This is a genomic window from Umezawaea sp., assembly GCF_036375055.1.
In the GTDB taxonomy this organism is placed as follows: Bacteria; Actinomycetota; Actinomycetes; order Mycobacteriales; family Pseudonocardiaceae; genus Umezawaea.
The window spans coordinates 1-20,112 of the sequence record NZ_DASUSQ010000047.1 but is presented as its reverse complement, the minus strand read 5'-3'; the positions used below and the strand labels follow the sequence as shown (position 1 = coordinate 20,112).

The following is a 20,112-nucleotide window of genomic DNA, read 5'->3' as shown; positions in this document are numbered from 1 at the left end:
GGGGCGGATGCCCCACGACTCCACCAGCCGGTACAGCGCCACTTCCAGCGCGAAGATCGCGGGCTGGGTGAACTCGGTGCGGTCCAGCTCCTCCTGGGTGTCCCGCACGTCCACCAGCGCGGCGACCTCGTCGAACGCCTTCGCGAACACCGGGTAGGCCGCGTACAGCTCACGACCCATGCCCGCGCGCTGCGAACCCTGACCGGTGAACAGGAAGGCGAGCTTCCCGGCCACCGCGGTGCCGGACGCGGGCGCGTCCAGCGCGGTCAGCAGCTCGTCGCGGTCAGCGGCGACGACGGCGGCGCGGTGGTCGAGCAGCGTGCGGCTGGTGGCCAGCGAGAACGCCACGTCGACCGGCCGCACGCCGGGGTTCGCGACCAGGTGCGCCTTGAGCTTGTCGGCCTGGGCCGACACCGCCTCCGGCGTCTTGCCCGACAGCAGCCACGGCAGCGTCGACCACTCGGCGGCGGCCTCGACCTCGACCGGAGCGACGTGCTCCAGCACCACGTGGGCGTTGGTGCCGCTGATGCCGAACGACGACACGGCCGACCGGCGGACGCGACCGCTCTCCGGCCACGGCGTCGGTTCGGTGACCAGCTCGACCGAGCCGGACGTCCAGTCGACGTGCGGGGAGGGCGCGTCCACGTGCAGCGTCTTCGGCATCACGCCGTGCCGCATCGCCATGACCATCTTGATCACACCGGCCACGCCTGCCGCGGCCTGCGTGTGGCCGAGGTTGGACTTGACCGCGCCCAGCAGCACGGGGGTCGAGCGGTTCTGCCCGTAGGTCTCCAGCAGCGCCTGCGCCTCGATGGGGTCGCCCAGCTTCGTGCCGGTGCCGTGCGCCTCGACCGCGTCGACGTCCGAGGTGGACAGACCGGAGTTGGCGAGCGCCTGGCGGATGACCCGCTGCTGCGACGGACCGTTCGGCGCGGTGAGGCCGTTCGAGGCGCCGTCCTGGTTCACGGCCGTGCCGCGCAGGATGGCGAGCACCGGGTGGCCGTTGGCGCGGGCGTCGGCGAGGCGCTCGATGACGAGCATCCCCGCGCCCTCGCCCCAGCTCGACCCGTCGGCGGCGGCGGCGAACGGCTTGCAGCGCGAGTCGGGGGCCATCGCGCCCTGGGTGCTGAACTCGACGAACGTGCCGGGGGTCGCCATGACCGTGACGCCACCGGCCACCGCCAGCGAGCACTCGCCGGAGCGCAGCGCCTGGGCGGCCAGGTGCAGCGCCACCAGCGACGACGAGCACGCGGTGTCGACCGTGACGGCCGGGCCTTCGAGACCCAGCGTGTAGGCGATGCGGCCGGACGCGACGCTGCCCGCGGTGCCGGTGCCGAAGTAGCCGCCGACCTCCTCGGGCAACGACGTCAGGCGCGTGCCGTAGTCGTGGTACATCATCCCGGCGAACACGCCGGTCTGGCTGCCGCGCAACGTGGTGGGGTCGATCCCGGCCCGCTCGAACGCCTCCCACGAGGTCTCCAGCAGCAGGCGCTGCTGGGGGTCCATGGCGAGGGCCTCACGCGGGTTGATGCCGAAGAACGCCGGGTCGAACTCGCTGGCGTCGTAGAGGAACCCGCCCTCGGCCGCGTTGCTGGCCAGGGTCAGGTAGTCGATGTTCCAGCCGCGGTCGGTCGGGAAGCCGCCGATGGCGTCGCGGCCGTTCGCCAGGAGGTCCCACAGGTCCTCCGGGGTCGTGACGCCGCCGGGGAAGCGGCAGCTCATCGCGATGATGGCGATCTGGTCGTCGTCGACGGAGGTCGCGGCGCGCACGGCCACCGCGCCCGCGCCGTCACCGACGAGCTTGCCGCGCAGGTGCTCGACCAGGACGTCGGTGGTCGGGTAGTCGAACACCAGCGTGGCGGGCAGCTTGAGCCCGGTGGCGGCGTTGATCCGGTTGCGCAGCTCGACGGCGGTCAGCGAGTCGAAACCCAGCTCCCGGAACGCCTTCGAGGTGTCGACGGTGTCCGTGGACGCGAAGCCGAGCACCGCCGTGACGTGCGTGCGGACCAGGTCGGCCAGCAGTGCGGTCCGCCCGGCCTCCGGCAGCGCGGCGAGCTTCTGCGCGAGCCCGGACGCGGCGGCCTGGTCGGCGGCGGACGCGGTGCGCCTGCCGGGCGCGCGGGTGAACCCGCGCAGCAGCGGCGGAACGGACGCGCCCGCGCCGCGCAGGGCGGCGGTGTCGAGGTGCATGGCCACGAGCACGGGCTCGGTGGAGGCGAGCGTGGCGTCGAACAGCGCCAGGCCCTCGCCGGAGGTCAGCCCGCCGACACCGCCGGAGACCCGACCGCGGTCGGCGTCGGCCATGTCGCCGGTCATCTCGCTGGCCTGCTCCCACAGGCCCCACGCGAGCGACAGGGCGGGCTCGCCCCGGTCGCGGCGGTGGCGGGCGAAGGCGTCGACGAACGAGTTGGCGGCGGCGTAGTTGGCCTGGCCCGCGTTGCCGAACGTACCGGCCGCGGAGGAGAACAGGATGAAGTTCTCCACCTCCCCGGCCAGCTCGTCCAGGTTGAGCACCGCGTCGACCTTGGGCCGCAGCACGGTGTCCAGCCGCTCGGGCGTGAGCGACGACAGCACGCCGTCGTCCAGCACCCCGGCCGTGTGCACGACGGACGTGACCGGGTGCTCGGCCAGCAGTGCGGCCAGGGCGTCGCGGTCGGCGGCGTCGCACGCGGCCACGGTGACCGCGGCCCCGAGTCCGACCAGCTCGTCCCGCAGCTCGGCGGCACCGGGCGCGTCCAGGCCCCGGCGGGAGGTGAGCAGCAGGTCGCGGACGCCGTGCTCGGTCACGAGGTGGCGGGCCAGCAGCGCGCCCAGCACGCCGGTCGCACCGGTCAGCAGGACCCGGCCGTCGGCGCGGAACGCGGGCCCGTCCGCGGTGGACACGGCCGCGCGGGTCAGGCGGGGCACCCGCACGACGCCGTCGCGCAGCTCCAGTTCGGGCTCGCCCGACTCGACGGCGGCGGTCAGCATCCGGGTGGACGCCTCCGTGCCGTCGGAGTCGACGAGGACGAACCGGTCGGGGTTCTCGGTCTGGGCGGAGCGGATCAGGCCTCGGACAGCCGCGGCCGCGAGGGGGTCACCGCCGCCCGTGAGGAGGACAGCACGGGATTCACCGGCAAGGCGGTCCTGCGCCTGCGCGAGGACGGCGTGAACGGCTGCGTGAACGGCGCCTGCGTCAGACGCTGGGAGCGCAACGGGAACCACATCAACATCGGGCACCTCTTCCAGTGGGGTCTCGACGGCGTCGAGCGGCAGGACCTGCCAGTCGACCCGGAACAGCGACCGGCCCGTGGTGGGTCCGGCGGTGGCCTGCTGGGACACGGGCCGCAGCACCAGTTCCTCGACCGACGCGACGGGCCTGCCGGTCTCGTCGGCCACGACGACCGACACCGAACCGGTGCCGACCGGGGAGATCCGGACCCGCAGCGCGGTCGCGCCCGCGGCGTCGAGCCGCGTGCCGGTCCAGGTGAACGGGAGCCACGGCATGTCCGTGACCTCGATGAACGAGCCGAGGCCGACGGCGTGCAGGGCGGCGTCCAGCAGCGCGGGGTGCAGGCCGAAGCCGACGACCTTCGCGCTCTCGGGCAGGGCGACCTCGGCGAACACCTCGTCGCCGGAGCGCCACGCGGCGCGCAGGCCGCGGAACGTGGGTCCGTAGCCGAGACCGATCCCGGCGAGCCCGTCGTACAGGCCGCTGGTGTCGATCACCTCGGCGCCGGACGGCGGCCACGCGGTGAGGTCGGCGGGGGCCGCTCCCCCGTCGGCGGCCAGGGTGCCGGTGGCGTGCCGGGTCCACGGCTCGTCGTCGTCCGCGAACTCGATCCGGGAGTACACGGCGACGCCGCGCAGGCCGGTCTCGTCCGGGGCCTCCAGGACGACCCGCACCACGACGGCGTCGGTGTCGCCCAGCACCAGCGGGGCTTCCAGGGTCAGCTCGTCCACGACACCGCAGCCGACCTGGTCGCCCGCGCGGATCGCGAGCTCCACGAACGCCGTGCCGGGCAGCAGGACCGCGTCGGACACGCGGTGGTCGGCGAGCCACGGGTGCGTGCGCTGGGAGAGCCTGCCGGTGAACAGGTAACCGGCGGAGTCGGGCAGCGCGACGGCCGCGCCGAGCAGGGCGTGGTCGGTGACGCCGAGACCGGCCGACGTGACGTCGCCGTAGCCGGAACCGCTGGTGTCGAGCCAGAACGGCTGGCGCTGGAACGGGTAGGTGGGCAGTTCGACCGCGCGGGCGCCGTACCCGGCGAACACGGCGTCCCAGTCGAGCGGCAGACCGCGCACGTGGGCCTGCGCCAGCGAGGTGAGCAGCCGGGTCGGGCCGCCTTCACCGCGGCGCAGCGAGCCGATGACGACGGCCTCGGTGCCGAGGTCGTCGACGATGTCCTGCACGCCCATCGCGAGGACGGGGTGCGGGCTCATCTCCAGGAAGAACCGGTGGCCGCGCTCGACCAGGGCGCGCACGCCCAGCTCGAACTCGGCGGTCTGGCGGAGGTTGGTGTACCAGTACTCCGAGCCCAGCTCGGTGCCGTCGATCGGCCTGCCGGTGACGGTGGAGTAGAACGGGATCTCGCCCGCCATCGGCGCGACCGGCCCGAGCAGCTCGGCAAGGCGCTCGCGGATGATCTCGACGTGGGCGGAGTGCGAGGCGTAGTCCACGGCGATCCGCTTGGCGCGCACGCCGTCGGCGTCGCACGCGGCGACCAGCTCGTCCAGGGCGTCGTTGTCTCCGGAGACGACGGTGGCGCGCGGGCCGTTGACCGTGGCGACGGAGAGCTTGCCGTCCCAGCGGACCAGCAGCTCGCGGGTCTTCGCCGACGGGAGAGCGACGGACACCATGCCGCCGAGGCCGGACAGCGCGCCGAGGGCCTGGCTGCGCAGCGCGACGACGCGCGCGGCGTCGTCCAGCGACAGCGCGCCCGCGACGCACGCGGCGGCGATCTCGCCCTGCGAGCTGCCGACGACGGCGGCGGGCGTGACGCCGTAGGAGCGCCAGACCTGGGCCAGCGACACCATCACGGCCCACAGCGCGGGCTGGACGACGTCGACCCGGTCGAAGCCGGGAGCGCCGTCCTCCTCGCGCAGCACGGCGATGAGCGACCAGTCCACGTAGGACGACAGGGCCGCCTCGCACTCGGCCATGCGGCTGCGGAAGACCTCGTTGTCGTCGAGGAGTTCGAGGGCCATGCCGACCCACTGCGAGCCCTGGCCGGGGAAGACGAAGGCGACCTTGCCGCGCACGTCCGCGACGCCCTCGACCACGTCCGCGCTGACCTCGCCGTCGGCGAGCGCGTCGAGCGCGAAGTCGGCGCGCTCGCGGCCGATCAGGACGGCGCGGTGCGGGAAGCGGGACCGGGTCGTGGCCAGCGAGTAGCCGAGGTCGGCGACCGGCACGTCCGCGTTGTCGGCCAGGTGGTCGCGGAGCTGGGCGGCCCGGGCACGCAGCGCCGTCTCACCGCGAGCCGACAGCACCCACGGCAGGACACCGGACTTGGGGGTCCGCTCGGCGGCCTCCTCGGCCACTGGCGCCTGCTCGATGATCGTGTGGGCGTTGGTGCCGCTGAAGCCGAAGGAGGACACGGCCGCGCGGCGCGGTTCGCCGGTCTCCGGCCAGGCGCGCTCCTCGGTCAGCAGCTCGACGGCGCCCGCGGACCAGTCGATGTGCGGGGACGGCTCGTCGACGTGCAGCGTCTTCGGCATGACGCCGTTGCGGACGGCCATGACCATCTTGATGACACCGGCGACACCGGCGGCGGCCTGCGTGTGGCCGAAGTTCGACTTGATCGACCCGAGCCGCAGCGGTTCCTGGCGGTCCTGGCCGTAGGTGGCCAGCAGGGCCTGCGCCTCGATGGGGTCGCCCAGCTTGGTGCCGGTGCCGTGCGCCTCGACCAGGTCGACCTGGCGGGTGGTGAGACCGGCGTCGGCGAGCGCGGACTGGATGACGCGGCGCTGCGACGGGCCGTTGGGGGCGGTGAGGCCGTTGGACGCGCCGTCCTGGTTGATCGCGGAGCCCTTGATGACCGCGAGGATCGGGTGTCCGAGGCGCTGGGCCTCGGACAGCCGCTCCACGAGCAGCATCCCGGCGCCCTCGCCCCAGCCCGTGCCGTCGGCGGCGGCGGCGAACGCCTTGCAGCGCCCGTCGCCCGCGAGGCCCTTCTGGCGGGAGAACTCGATGAACGTGCCGGGCGTGGCCATGATCGTGACGCCACCGGCCAGCGCCAGGGTGCACTCGCCGGAGCGCAGGGCCTGGATCGCCCAGTGCAGGGCGACCAGCGAGGAGGAGCACGCCGTGTCGATCGTGACGGCCGGGCCCTCCAGGCCGAGCGTGTAGGCGACGCGGCCGGACGCGACGCTGCCCGCGGTGCCGGTGCTCAGGTAGCCGCCGATCTCCTCCGGGATCTCGGTCAGCCCGGTGGAGTAGTCGTGGTACATCACCCCGGCGTAGACGCCGGTCTTGCTGCCCTTGACCGTGGCCGGGTCGATGCCCGCGCGCTCGAACGCCTCCCACGAGGTCTCCAGCAGCAGGCGCTGCTGGGGGTCCATCGCCAGGGCCTCGCGGGGCGAGATGCCGAAGAACGCCGGGTCGAACTCGGCGGCGTCGTAGAGGAACCCGCCCTTGGCCACGTAGCTCTGGTTCGTGGCCTCGGGGTCGTCGCCGAACAGGCCGTCGATGTCCCAGCCGCGGTCGGTCGGCAGCGGGGAGATCGCGTCCCGCTGACCGGTCACCAGGTCCCACAGGTCTTCCGGGCTCGTGACGCCGCCGGGGTACCGGCAGCCCATGCCGATGATGGCGATGGGCTCGTGGTCAGCCTCCTCGACCTCCTTCAAGCGCTTCCGGACCGTGCGCAGGTCCGCGGTCGCGCGCTTGAGGTAATCCCTCAGCTTCTCCTCGTTGTCCATCGTCACATCAGCTCCTGGTCGAGCAGGTCGAAGAGTTCGTCGTCGGTGGCCGCGTCCAGATCCGCGTTCTCGGATTCCGGCGCCGCCAGTCCGGCCAAAACCGCTTGCAACCGTTCGGTGATCCGCGCACGCGCGGCCTCGTCCCGGCCCAGTTCGATGAGTTCGGCGGACAGTCGATCGAGATCACCCAGCGAGAGCGGCGCTCCGGCGGGTGTGTCGGGCACGACCTCGATCCGCAGCTGGTCCACCAGCGCGGCCGGGGTCGGGTAGTCGAACACCAGCGTCGCGGGCAGCTTCAGCCCGGTCGCGGCGTTCAGTCCGTTGCGCAGTTCCACGGCGCTGAGCGAGTCGAAGCCCATCTCCTGGAACGTGCGGTGCTCGTCGACGGAGTCGGGTCCGGGCAGGCCGAGCGCGCTCGCCACGTGCGAGCGGACGACGTCGAGCAGCACCTGGTCCCGGTCTCCGTCGGAGAGTCCGGCGATCTTCTTGCCGAGCGACTCCCCCGGAGCGGCCTCGGCGGCGGTGGCGCGGCGCACCGGCTTGCGGACGAGTCCGCTGAGCAGCGCGGGCACCCGGTCGCCGAGGGCGGAGGTGTCGAGGTGCATGGGCACGAGCGCGGCGTCCGGGCCCGCGAGCGCGGTGTCGAACAGCGCCACACCCTCCTCTTCGGACAGTGCCGTGCCGAGCCGCGCGGAGTCGGCGGTCATGCCGCCGGTGTCCTCCCACAGGCCCCAGCCGAGCGACAGGGCGGGCTCGCCCCGTGCACGTCGGTGCTGGGCCAGCGCGTCGAGGAAGGCGTTGGCGGCGGCGTAGTTGGCCTGGCCGGGGTTGCCGAACGTGCCCGCGGCGGAGGAGAACAGGACGAACGCGTCCAGGTCTCCGGTCAGCTCGTGCAGGTTCAGCGCGGCGTCCACCTTGGGGCGCAGCACCTTCTCCAGCCGCTCGGGGGTGAGCGAGGTGAGGATGCCGTCGTCCAGCACGCCCGCCGCGTGCACCACGGCCGTGACCTGGTGCTCGGCCAGCAGCGGGGCCAGCGCGTCGCGGTCGGCCACGTCGCAGGCGACGACGTCCACGGCCGCGCCGAGCGTCCGCAGCTCGTCGCGCAGGTCCAGCGCGCCGGGCGCGTCCGGGCCGCGCCTGCTGGTGAGCAGGAGCTTGGTGACGCCGTACTCCGTCACCAGGTGCTTCGCGAACACCGCGCCGAGCGCGCCGGTCGCGCCGGTCATCAGGACCGTGCCACCTTCGCGGAACTCCGGCTTCGGGGCTTCGACGGCGGCCACGCGGGCCAGGCGCGGAGCCCGGAGGGCTCCCTCGCGGATCGACACCTGCGGCTCGCCGGTGGCGAGGGCGGCGCCGAGCGCGCGGACCGAGTCCTCGTGGTCGTCGATGTCCACCAGGGCGAAGCGGTCCGGGTTCTCGGCCTGCGCCGAGCGGATGAGGCCCTGCACCGCGGCGCCCGCGAAGTCGTCCGCCCTGGTGACGAACACCAGTCGGGCGTCGCGGTCGGCGGTGATCCACGCCCGCGCCAGGTCGAGCGCCTCCTGGACACCGGTCCTGGTGGCTCCGGCGAGACCGCCGCCGACGCTCAGGTCGGGCACCCACGACACGAGCAGCGCGTCCACGTCGCCGACCTCGGCGAGCGCGGCGTGCACCGGGATGTCCAGCGCCTGGGCCAGCTTCAGGTCGTCCGAACCGAGCACCGCGAGCTTCGCGACGGCCGTGGCCGGGGTCGGGATGGCGGTCTGGTCGACCCGGAACAGCGAGCGGGTGAAGCCGCCGCCGAGCTGGTCGGTGGCCATCGGCCGCAGCACCAGCGACGCGACCGACGCGACCGGTGCGCCGGTCTGGTCGGCGATCTCCAGCGTCACCGCGTCGGTGCCCGCCCCCGCCATCCGGATCCGCAGCGCGGACGCGCCGACGGCGTGCACCCGGACGCCCTCCCAGGCGAACGGGAGGCGGGCCTGGCCGGTGTTCTCGAAGAAGTCGCCGACGCCGACCGCGTGCAGGCACGCGTCCAGCAGCGCGGGGTGGAGGGCGTAGGAGGACACGTCCTCGTCGACGGCGATCTCGGCGTAGACCTCGCCGTCCGTGCGCCACGCGGCCCGGACGCCCTGGAACGCCGGGCCGTACTCCAGGCCGATGGCGGCGAAGCCGTCGTAGAGGCCGCTGACGTCGACCGGCAGGGCGTCGACCGGGGGCCACACGTCCAGGCCGCCGTCGGCGGGAGCGCCGGTCGTGGCGAGCACCCCGGTCGCGTGCCGGGTCCACGGCTCGTCGTCGAGTCGCGAGTGGACGGTGAACGTCCGCCGCTCGTCGGCGTCGGGGCCGCCGACGACGACCTGCACCCGCACGCCGCCGTGCTCCGGCAGGACCAGCGGTGCGGCCAGGGTCAGCTCCTCCACGACCGGGCAGCCGACCTCCTCGCCCGCGCGGACCGCGAGTTCGACGAACGCCGTGCCGGGCAGCAGGACCGTGCCGCCGACCGCGTGGTCGACCAGCCACGGCAGGCCGTCCCTGGTGAGGAGGGAGGTGTAGAGGTGGCTGTCGGAGTCGGGCAGGTCGATGCCGCCGCCGAGCAGCGGGTGGCCGCTGGGCGTGAGGCCCGCGCCGACGGGGGCCGAGCCCTCGTCGAGCCAGTAGCGCTCGTCGGTGAAGGCGTAGGTCGGCAGCTCGACGCGGCGGGCGTCGGTGCCCGCGAAGAACGCGGTCCAGTCGACCCTCGCGCCACGGCTGTAGGCCGTGCCGAGGGCGTGGAACAGGGTCTTGGTCTCCGGGCGGTCCTTGCGGAGCGCCGGGACCAGCACCGCGTTCGTGACGGACTCGGCGCCCATCGCGGAGAGCGTGCCGTCCGGGCCCAGCTCCAGGAACGTCCTCACGCCCCTGGCCTCCAGGGTCGTGACGGTCTCGGCGAACCGGACCGCCTCGCGGACGTGGCGGACCCAGTGCTCCGGGTCGGTGACCTCGCCCAGCAGCGCGATCGTCGGGTCGTTGAAGGTCAGGGTTTCGACCACCGCGCGGAAGTCGTCCAGCATCGGGTCCATCAGCGGCGAGTGGAACGCGTGCGACACGGCCAGGCGCTTGGACTTCCGGTCGGGGAAGCCGTCCACGACCTCCCGCACCGCGTCCTCGTCGCCCGCGATGACGACGGCGTCCGGGCCGTTGACGGCGGCGATGGAGACCAGCTCGGTCAGGTGGGGCGTGACCTCGTCCTCGGTGGCCTGCAACGCGACCATCGCGCCACCGGCCGGAAGGGCCTGCATCAGACGGCCGCGCGCGGAGACGAGCTTGGCCGCGTCCTCCAGCGACAGCACACCGGCCACGTGGGCGGCGGCGATCTCGCCGATGGAGTGGCCCGCCAGGAAGTCGGGCTTGACGCCCCAGTGCTCGAAGAGCCGGTACAGCGCCACTTCCAGCGCGAACAGGGCGGGCTGGGTGGTGCCGGTCTCGTTGAGCGCCTTCGCGTCGATGCCGAACACGACCTCCTGCACCGGCACGTCCAGCTCGGCGCAGACCGCGTCGAAGGCGGCGGCGAACACCGGGAACCGGTCGTACAGCTCACGGCCCATGCCGAGCCGCTGCGAACCCTGGCCGGTGAACAGGACGGCCAGCTTGCCTCCGGCGGAGCCGGTGGCGACGACTTCGCCGTCGACCAGCACCGCGCGGTGCTCGAACGCCGCCCGGCTGGTGGCCAGCGAGAACGCCACGTCCAGCGAGCGCTCGGGGTGGTCGGCCACGTGGTCGCGCAGCTTCTCGGTCTGCGCCTGGAGCGCCGCGGCGGTCTTCGCCGACACCACCCACGGCATCGTGACGTCGTCACCGACCTGCGTCGGAACCTCTTCTGGCGCTTGTTCGACGATCGTGTGGGCGTTGGTGCCGGAAATGCCGAACGAGGAGACGGCGGCGCGGCGCGGGCGGTCGCCCGACGGCCACGGGGTCGGCTCGGTCAGCAGCTCGACCGCGCCCGCGGTCCAGTCGACGTGCGGCGACGGCTCGCCGACGTGCAGCGTCTTCGGCAGCACGCCGTGGCGCAGGGCCATGACCATCTTGATGATGCCCGCGACACCCGCCGCGGCCTGCGTGTGGCCGAGGTTGGACTTGATGGACCCCAGCAGCAGCGGGGTCTCGCGGTCCTGGCCGTAGGTGGCGAGGAGCGCCTGGGCCTCGATCGGGTCTCCCAGCGAGGTGCCGGTGCCGTGCGCCTCCACCGCGTCGACGTCCGTCGTGGACAGACCGGCGTTGGAGAGGGCCTGGCGGATGACCCGCTGCTGCGACGGCCCGTTCGGGGCGGTGAGGCCGTTGGACGCACCGTCCTGGTTGACGGCCGAGCCGCGCACGATCGCGAGGACCGGGTGGCCGTTGGCGCGGGCGTCGGAGAGGCGTTCGACGAGCAGCATGCCCGCGCCCTCGCCCCAGCCCGTGCCGTCGGCGTCGGCGGAGAACGCCTTGCAGCGGCCGTCGGCGGCGAGACCGCGCTGGCGGCTGAAGCCGATGAACGTGCCGGGCGTGGCCATCACCGTGACGCCACCGGCCAGCGCCAGCGAGCACTCACCGGACCGCAGCGCCTGCACCGCCAGGTGCAGGGCCACCAACGACGACGAGCACGCCGTGTCGACCGTGACCGCCGGGCCCTCCAGGCCGAACGTGTAGGACACGCGGCCGGAGATGACGCTGCCCGAGCTGCCGGTGCCGAGGTAGCCCTCGATGCCGTCCGGCACGGACCGCAGCCGCGACGCGTAGTCGTGGTACATCACGCCGGCGAACACGCCGGTCCGGCTGCCGCGCAGGGTGGTCGGGTCGATGCCCGCGCGCTCGAACGCCTCCCACGAGGTCTTCAGCAGCAGCCGCTGCTGCGGGTCCATCGCGAGGGCTTCCTTCGGGTTGATGCCGAAGAACGCCGGGTCGAACTCGGCCGCGCCGTAGAGGAACCCGCCCTCGCGGGAGTACGACGTGCCCTGGTGGTCGGGGTCCGGGTGGTACAGGTTCTCGACGTCCCAGCCGCGGTCGGTCGGGAAGCCGCCCACGGCGTCGCGGCCGTCGGCCAGCAGCGTCCACAGGTCCTCGGGGCTGGTGACGCCACCGGGGAAGCGGCAGCCGATGCCGACGATCGCGATCGGCTCGTCGTCCGTGGCGTTGGTGCGGACCGGCCCGGTGACGGCGGCGGCCGTGCCGCCCAGTTCGGCGCGCAGGTGCTCGACCAGCGCGGTCGGGGACGGGTAGTCGAACACCAGCGTCGCGGACAGCCGCAGGCCGGTCGCGGCGGTGATCCGGTTGCGCAGCTCGACGGCGGTCAGCGAGTCGAAGCCCAGCTCGCGGAACGAGCGGTCGGCGTCGACGTCGGACGCGCCGTCGTAGCCGAGCACGTCGGCGGCCTGGCCGCGGACCAGGTCCAGCAGCAGGTCGGCCCGGGCGTCGGCGGTCAGACCGGCCAGCCTGGTCAGCAGACCGGCGTCACCCGTGGCGGCGGAGGCCGCGCGCCGGGGCGTGCGGACCAGGCCGCGCAGCAGCGGGCTGACGGTCGTGCCCGCGAGGGCGGCGGTGTTGAGGTGCATCGGGACGACGACCGGGGTGCCGGTCGACGCGGCGAGGTCGAACAGCTCCAGGCCCTCGGCGGTCGTCAGGGCCGTGACGCCGCCGCGGCTGAGCCGCTCGGTGTCGCCGGTCATGCCGCCGGTGTCCTCCCACAGGCCCCACGCCAGCGACAGCGCGGGCTCGCCCAGGGCGACCCGGTGCTGGACCAGCGCGTCCAGGTAGGCGTTGGCGGCGGCGTAGTTGCCCTGGCCCGCGTTGCCGAACGTGCCCGCGGCCGAGGAGAAGACGACGAACGCGGACAGGTCGGCGGTCAGCTCGTGCAGGTTGCGGACCGCGTCGACCTTGGGGCGCAGGACGCTGTCGACCTGCTCGGGGGTGAGCGAGGCGATCGTGGCGTCGTCCAGCACACCGGCGGTGTGCACGACGGCGGTGACCGCGCGGTCGTCCAGCAGGTTCTTCACCGCGGCGCGGTCGGCCACGTCGCAGGCGACGATCTCCACCGACGCGCCGAGCGCGACCAGCTCGTCCCGCAGTTCGGCGGCACCGGGGGCGTCCGGGCCGCGGCGGGAGGTGAGCAGCAGGTCGCGGACGCCGTAGGAGGTCACCAGGTGCCTGGCGAAGACCGCGCCGAGGCTGCCGGTCGCGCCCGTGACCAGGACGGTGCCGTGGAGGTTGAGGCGCTTGTCGGGGTTGGCGGTGGCGCGGGCGAGGCGGGGCGCGAACAGCGCGCCGCCGCGAACAGCGACCTCGGGTTCGCCGGTCGCGACGGCGGCGGCCACGTCGACCGCGCCGTCGTGGTCGACCAGCACGAAGCGGTCGGGGTTCTCGGTCTGCGCCGACCGGACCAGGCCGCGCACGGCGGCACCGGCCAGGTCGGTCACGTCCTCGCGGTCGACGGCCACGGCGTTCTTCGTCAGGAACACCAGGCGGTCGGTGCCGTGGTCCTCGGCGAGCCAGGTGCGGATCGAGGCGAGGGCCTGGTGCACCGAGCCGGAGACGGAGTCGGCGGTGATCTCGGCGACCACGGCGTCCGCGTGCCCGCCGCCGGTGACCGGGATCCAGTCGACCTGGTAGAGCGAGCGGGCGACGGTGGAGCCGAGCTGGTCGGGCGTGAACTCCCGCAGCACCAGCGAGTCCACCGTGGCGACGGGTGCGCCGGTGCCGTCGGCGATCTCCAGCGCGACACCGTCGGTGCCCGTCGGGGAGACGTGGACGCGCAGGGCGGTGGCGCCGACGGCGTGCAGCGCGATGCCGCGCCACGCGAACGGGAGCCGGGTCCTGCCGCTGGTCGCGCCCAGCGACAACGAGTGCAGGACGGAGTCGAACAGGGCCGGGTGCAGGCCGAAGCGGTCCGCGGCGGCGTCGAGCGCGACCTCGGCGTAGACGTCGTCGCCCCTGCGCCACGCGGCCTTCAGGCCCTGGAACGCCGGGCCGTACTCCAGACCGGCGGCGGCCAGGGAGGAGTAGACGTCGTCCACCGCGACGGCTTCGGCACCGGACGGCGGCCACTCGGCCAGGCTGAACGCGGCGGACGGGGCCTGCGGGAGCAGGGTTCCGGTGGCGTGGCGGACCCACGGCTCGTCGTCGCCCTCGGGCCGCGAGTGCACGGTGAGCGCGCGGCGGCCGTCGGCGGCGGGCTCCTCCAGCGCCAACCGCAGCTGAACGGCGTCGTGCAGGGCGAGCGGCGCTTCGAGGGTGAGTTCTTCGAGGAGGTCGCAGCCGACCTCGGCGCCCGCGCGGAGCGCCATCTCGACGAACGCGGTGCCGGGCACCAGGACCGTGCCCGCGACGACGTGGTCCGCGAGCCAGGCGTGCGTGGTGGCGGACAGCCGGGCGGTGAAGAGCTGGCCCTCGGGCAGCGCGACGGCCGCGCCGAGCAGCGGGTGGTCCGCGTCGCCCTGGCCGACGGACGTGACGTCGCCGAAGGCGAACCCGGCGGTGGGCCAGTAGTTCTTGCGCTGGAAGGCGTAGGTGGGCAGGTCGACCAGGCGGCCACCCGTGAGCAGCCGCGCCCAGTCCGCGTCGGCACCGGCCGCGTAGGCGTTGCCGACGGCGGAGAGCAGCGTGGCGAGTTCGGGGCGGTCCTTGCGCAGCACCGGGATGACGGGCGCGTCGGCCATCGCGGCCAGCACGCCGTCCGGGCCCAGTTCCACGAACGTCGTGACGCCCCGGGCTTCGAGGGTCGTCATGGTGTCGGCGAAACGGACAGCCTCCCGGACGTGCCGCACCCAGTGCTCCGGGTCGGTCACCTCGCCGAGGAGGGCGATCTTCGGCTCGTGGAAGGTCAGCTTCGCGACCACGGCGCGGAAGTCGTCCAGCATCGGGTCCATCAGCGGCGAGTGGAACGCGTGCGAGACGCCGAGGCGCTTGGACTTGCGGTCGGCGAACCGCTCGACCACCGCGGCGACGGCGTTCTCGTCGCCCGCGACGACCACGGAGTTCGGACCGTTGATGGCGGCCAGTGAGACGAGGTCGGTGAGGTGCGGCGTGACCTCGTCCTCGGTGGCCTGCAACGCGACCATCGCGCCGCCGGTCGGCAGGGCCTGCATGAGCCTGCCGCGGGACTCCACCAGCACGGCGGCGTCCTCCAGGGACAGCACACCGGCCACGTGGGCGGCGGCGATCTCGCCGACGGAGTGGCCCGCGACGACGTCCGGGGTCATCCCCCAGTGCTCCAGGGTGCGGAACAGGGCGACTTCCAGGGCGAACAGCGCGGGCTGCGTGACGGCGGTCTGGTCGAGCGCGTCGGCGTCGGTGCCGAACACGACGTCCCTCAGCGGGAGGTCGAAGTGGGCGCGGACCTCGTCGAACGCGCGTGCGAACACGGGCACCGAGTCGTACAGCTCGCGGCCCATGCCGAGGCGCTGGGAGCCCTGGCCGGTGAACAGGAACGCGGTCCTGCCGGTCGTCGTGGTCGACTCGCCGCGGCCGAGCGCGGCCAGGTCGCGGAGGACCTGCTCGCGGTCGTGGGCGACGACGACCGCGCGGTGCTCGTGGCGCGAGCGGGTGAGCAGGGAGTGGCCGATGTCGAGGAGGTCCAGCTCCGGGTGCGCCTCGACGTGCGCGGCGAGCGCGAGGGCCTGGCCGCGCAGGGCTGCGGGTGTGCGAGCGGAGAGGACCAGCGGACGGGGGGAGTCCTCCACCTGCTGAGCCTCGATCACCACGGCCGGTGGTTGTTCGATGATCACGTGGGCGTTGGTGCCGCTGATGCCGAACGAGGAGACACCCGCGCGGCGGGGGCGGTCGACCGTCGGCCACGGGCGGGCCTCGGTGGTCAGCTCGACCGAACCGGCGGTCCAGTCGACCTCGGAGGTGGGGGCGTCGACGTGCAGCGTCTTCGGGACGACGCCGTGGCGCATGGCCTCGACGACCTTGATGATGCCCGCGACACCGGCGGCGGCCTGCGAGTGGCCGATGTTGGACTTGATGGAACCCAGCAGCAGCGGGGTTTCCCGGCCCTGGCCGTAGGTGGCGAGGAGGGCCTGGGCCTCGATCGGGTCACCGAGCCTCGTACCGGTGCCGTGCGCCTCGACCACGTCGACGTCCGAGGTGGACAGCCGCGCGCTGGCGAGGGCCTGCTGGATCACCTTGCGCTGGGCCGGGCCGTTGGGGGCGGTGAGGCCGTTGGACGCGCCGTCCTGGTTGATCGCGGACCCGCGCACGATGGCGAGGACCGGGTGGCCGTTGCGCTCGGCGTCCGACAGGCGCTCGACGAGCAGCATGCCCGCGCCCTCGGCCCAGCCGGTGCCGTCCGCCGCACCCGCGAAGGACTTGCAGCGGCCGTCGACCGCGAGGCCGCGCTGGCGGGAGAAGCCGACGAACGTGGCCGGGGTCGCCATGACCGTGACGCCGCCCGCGAGGGCGAGCGTGCACTCGCCGTTGCGCAGCGCCTGCACCGCGAGGTGCAGCGCCACCAGCGACGACGAGCACGCGGTGTCGACCGTGACGGCCGGGCCCTCCAGGCCGAACGTGTAGGACACGCGGCCGGACGCGAGGCTGCCGCCGGTGCCGAGGTAGCCCTCGACCTCGTCGGTGCCGCGCTCCACCACGGAGGAGTAGTCGTGGTACATGATCCCGGCGAACACGCCGGTCCGGCTGCCGCGCACCGACGTCGGGTCGACGCCCGCGCGTTCGAACGCCTCCCACGTGGTCTCCAGCAGCAGGCGGTGCTGCGGGTCGAGCGCGATGGCCTCCTTCGGGCTGATGCCGAAGAACGCCGGGTCGAACTCGGCGGCGTCGTGCAGGAAGCCGCCGTCGCGGACGTAGCTGGTGCCGGGGTGGTCGGGGTCGGCGTCGTAGAGGTTCGCCAGGTCCCAGCCGCGGTTGGTCGGGAAGCCGGTGACGGCGTCCGCGCCCTCCTCCACCAGGCGCCACAGGTCTTCCGGCGTGGAGATGCCGCCGGGGTAGCGGCAGGCCATGCCGACGATCGCGATGGGTTCGTCGTCGGCGAGCACGATGGTCTCGGTGGTGGTCGGCGTGGCCGCTCCCCCGCCGAGTTCGGTGCGCAGGTGCTCGGCGAGCGCGGCGGGCGTCGGGTAGTCGAAGACCAGCGTGGCGGGCAGGCGCAGGCCGGTGTGGCCGTTGAGGCGGTTGCGCAGCTCCACGGCGGTGAGCGAGTCGAAGCCCAGCTCCTTGAACGCCAGGCCCGGCTCCACGTCGTCGCCGGAGCCGTAGCCGAGGACCTCGGCGACGTGGTGGCGGACGATGGAGACCAGCTCCGCGCCGGAGACACCGGACAGCGTCGCGGCGACCGGGACCGGTGCGGTGCGGGCGGAGCGGCGGGTCGGGCGGACCAGGCCGCGCAGCAGCGGCGGGACGACCGGCTGGCCACCGAGGACGGCCGTGTCCAGGTGCGCGGGCACCTGCACCGGCTGGTCGGAGGCGAACGCCGCGTCGAACAGCGCCAGGCCCTCGTCGCGGGTCAGCGGGCGGACGCCCGTGCGGGTCATGCGGTCGACCGCGGCGTCGGTGAGGGTCGCGCCCATGCCGCCGGTGCCGGCCCACAGGCCCCACGCGAGCGAGAGGCCGTGCTGGCCGGTCGCGCGGCGGTGGCGGGCCAGGTTGTCCAGCACGGCGTTCGCGGCGGCGTAGTTGGCCTGGCCCGCGTTGCCGAACGTGCAGGCCGACGAGGAGAAGACGATGAACGCCTTGAGGTCGGCGGTCAGCTCGTGCAGGTTGAGCGCGCCGTCGACCTTGGGCCGCAGCACGTTGGTGATCTGCTCGGGGGTCAGCGCCTCGACCACGCCGTCGTCCAGCACACCGGCGGTGTGCACCACGGCGGACACCGGGTGCTCGGCCAGCAGCGCGGCGAGGGCGTCGCGGTCGGCGGCGTCGCACGCGGCGACCGTGACCGCCGCGCCCAGGGTCTCCAGCTCGGTGACGAGGTCGGTCGCGCCGGGCGCGTCCAGACCGCGGCGGGAGGTGAGCAGCAGGTCGCGGACGCCGTACTTCGTGACGAGGTGCTTGGCGAACACGCCGCCGAGGCCGCCGGTCGCGCCGGTGATGAGCACGGTGCCGTCCAGCGCGGGGACCTCGGCGCGGACGTCGGAGCCGCGGGCCAGGCGGGCGACGCGGACCACGCCGTCGCGCAGGGCGAGCTGCGGCTCGCCGGTGGCGACGGCGGCGGGGAGCACCCGCTCGGAGGCCGCGGAACCGTCGGAGTCGAGCAGGACGAACCGGTCGGGGTGCTCGGTCTGCGCGGAGCGGACCAGGCCCCACACGGCGCTGTGGGGGACGTCGGTGACGTCCTCGCCGTCGACCGAGACGACACCGCTGGTGGCGAGCACCAGGCGGGACGCGGCGAACCGCTCGTCGGCCAGCCACGCGCACACCAGGCGCAGGGCGGCGTGCACGGCCTCGTGCACCTCGTCCGCGCCGTCGGTCTCGGCGGTCAGGCGGACCAGGACGGCGTCGGCGGGTTCGACCGCCGCGAGGTCGGCGTCCAGCGCCGCCTCGACGATCCGGGCGGTGCCGTCGGCGACCGGGAGGACGGTCCAGTCGACGTGGAACAGGGACTCGGTGTAGCCGGCGGCCAGTTCGGCGGCGCGGACCTCGCGCAGCACCAGCGAGCCGACCGACGCGACCGGTGCGCCGGTGGTGTCGGCGACCTGGAGCGAGACGCCGTCGGTGCCGGTCGGGGCGAGCCGGACGCGCACGGCCGAGGCGCCCACGGCGTGCAGGGCGACGTCGCGCCAGGCGAAGGGGAGCTTGGCCTGGCCGCCGGACTCCACGGCGCCGAGCGCGTGCAGCGTGGCGTCGAGCAGGGCCGGGTGGATGCCGAAGCCGGTGACGTCGTCGGCGACGGTGATGTCGGCGAACACCTCGTCACCGCGCCGCCACACCGCCCGCGCGCCCTGGAACACCGGGCCGTAGGCGAGGCCGACGGACGCGAGGTTGTCGTAGAGGGCGTCGACGGCGACCGGCTGGGCGCCGGCGGGCGGCCACTCGGACAGGTCGAACGCGGTCGCGGGGGCGGTCGGGAGCAGGGTGCCGGTGGCGTGCCGGGTCCACGGGCCGTCGAGCCGCGAGTGGACGGTCAGGGCGCGGCGGCCCGCCCCGTCCGGGCCGCTGACGCCGACCTGGACCTGCACGCCGCCGTGCTCGGGCACGACCAGCGGGGCTTCGAGGGTGAGTTCTTCGAGGAGGTCGCAGTCGACCTGGTCGGCGGCGTGGACCGCCAGCTCGACGAACGCGGTGCCGGGCAGCAGGACCGTGCCGGAGACGGCGTGGTCGGCGAGCCAGGCGTGCGTGTCGAGGGCGAGGTGGCCGCTCAGGACCAGGCCGTCGGAGTCGGCGAGCGAGAGCGTGGAGCCGAGCAGCGGGTGGTCGGACGCGCCGAGCCGGACGCCGCCGGGGACGACGTCGAGCCAGAAGCGGTCGCGCTGGAACGCGTAGGTGGGCAGCGGGACCTTCGTGCCCCCGCCGAAGAACGCGGTCCAGTCGATCGTGACACCGCTGACGTGCAGCGCGCCGATCGCCGTGGCGACGGACTCGACCTCGGAGCGGTCCTTGCGCAGCAGCGGGGTCACGGGGACCTCGGCCATCGCGGCGAGCACGCCGTCCGGGCCCAGCTCCAGGAACTTGGTCACACCGCGCTGCTCAAGGGTCTGGACGGCCTCGTGGAAGCGGACCGTGTCGCGGACGTGGGTGACCCAGTACTCCGGGTCGGTCACGTCGCCGAGCAGGTCGATGCGGGGCTGCTGGAAGGTCAGGGTGGTGACGACCTCGCGGAAGTCGTCCAGCACCGGGTCCATCAGCGGCGAGTGGAACGCGTGCGAGACCGCGAGGCGCTTGGACTTGCGGTCGGCGAACTTCTCCACCACCTGCGCGACAGCGGCCTCCTCGCCCGCGAGCACGATGGCCCTCGGGCCGTTGACGGCCGCGATGGAGACGGTGTCGGTGAGGTGCGGCGCGACCTCGTCCTCGGTGGCCTGGAGCGCGACCATCGCACCGCCCGCCGGGAGGGCCTGCATGAGCTTGGCGCGGGCGTTGACCAGCTTCGCGGCGTCGGCCAGGGAGAGGACTCCGGCCACGTGGGCCGCCGCGATCTCACCGATGGAGTGGCCCGCGAGGTGGTCGGGGCGGATGCCCCACGACTCCACCAGCCGGTACAGCGCCACTTCCAGCGCGAAGATCGCGGGCTGGGTGAACTCGGTGCGGTCCAGCTCCTCCTGGGTGTCCCGC

The 20,112-nt window shown here is 74.1% G+C and carries 2 protein-coding genes; both read right to left on the bottom strand.

The window, feature by feature from the left end; genetic code table 11:
- The coding region (locus tag VFZ92_RS15090) for a type I polyketide synthase (RefSeq protein ID WP_414719899.1) at positions 1-6,906 on the bottom strand (6,906 nt) is incomplete at its 3' end.
- On the bottom strand, positions 6,903-20,112 hold a 13,210-nt coding region (locus tag VFZ92_RS15085; RefSeq protein WP_414719898.1), incomplete at its 5' end, for an SDR family NAD(P)-dependent oxidoreductase. The genes VFZ92_RS15085 and VFZ92_RS15090, both read right to left, overlap by 4 nt.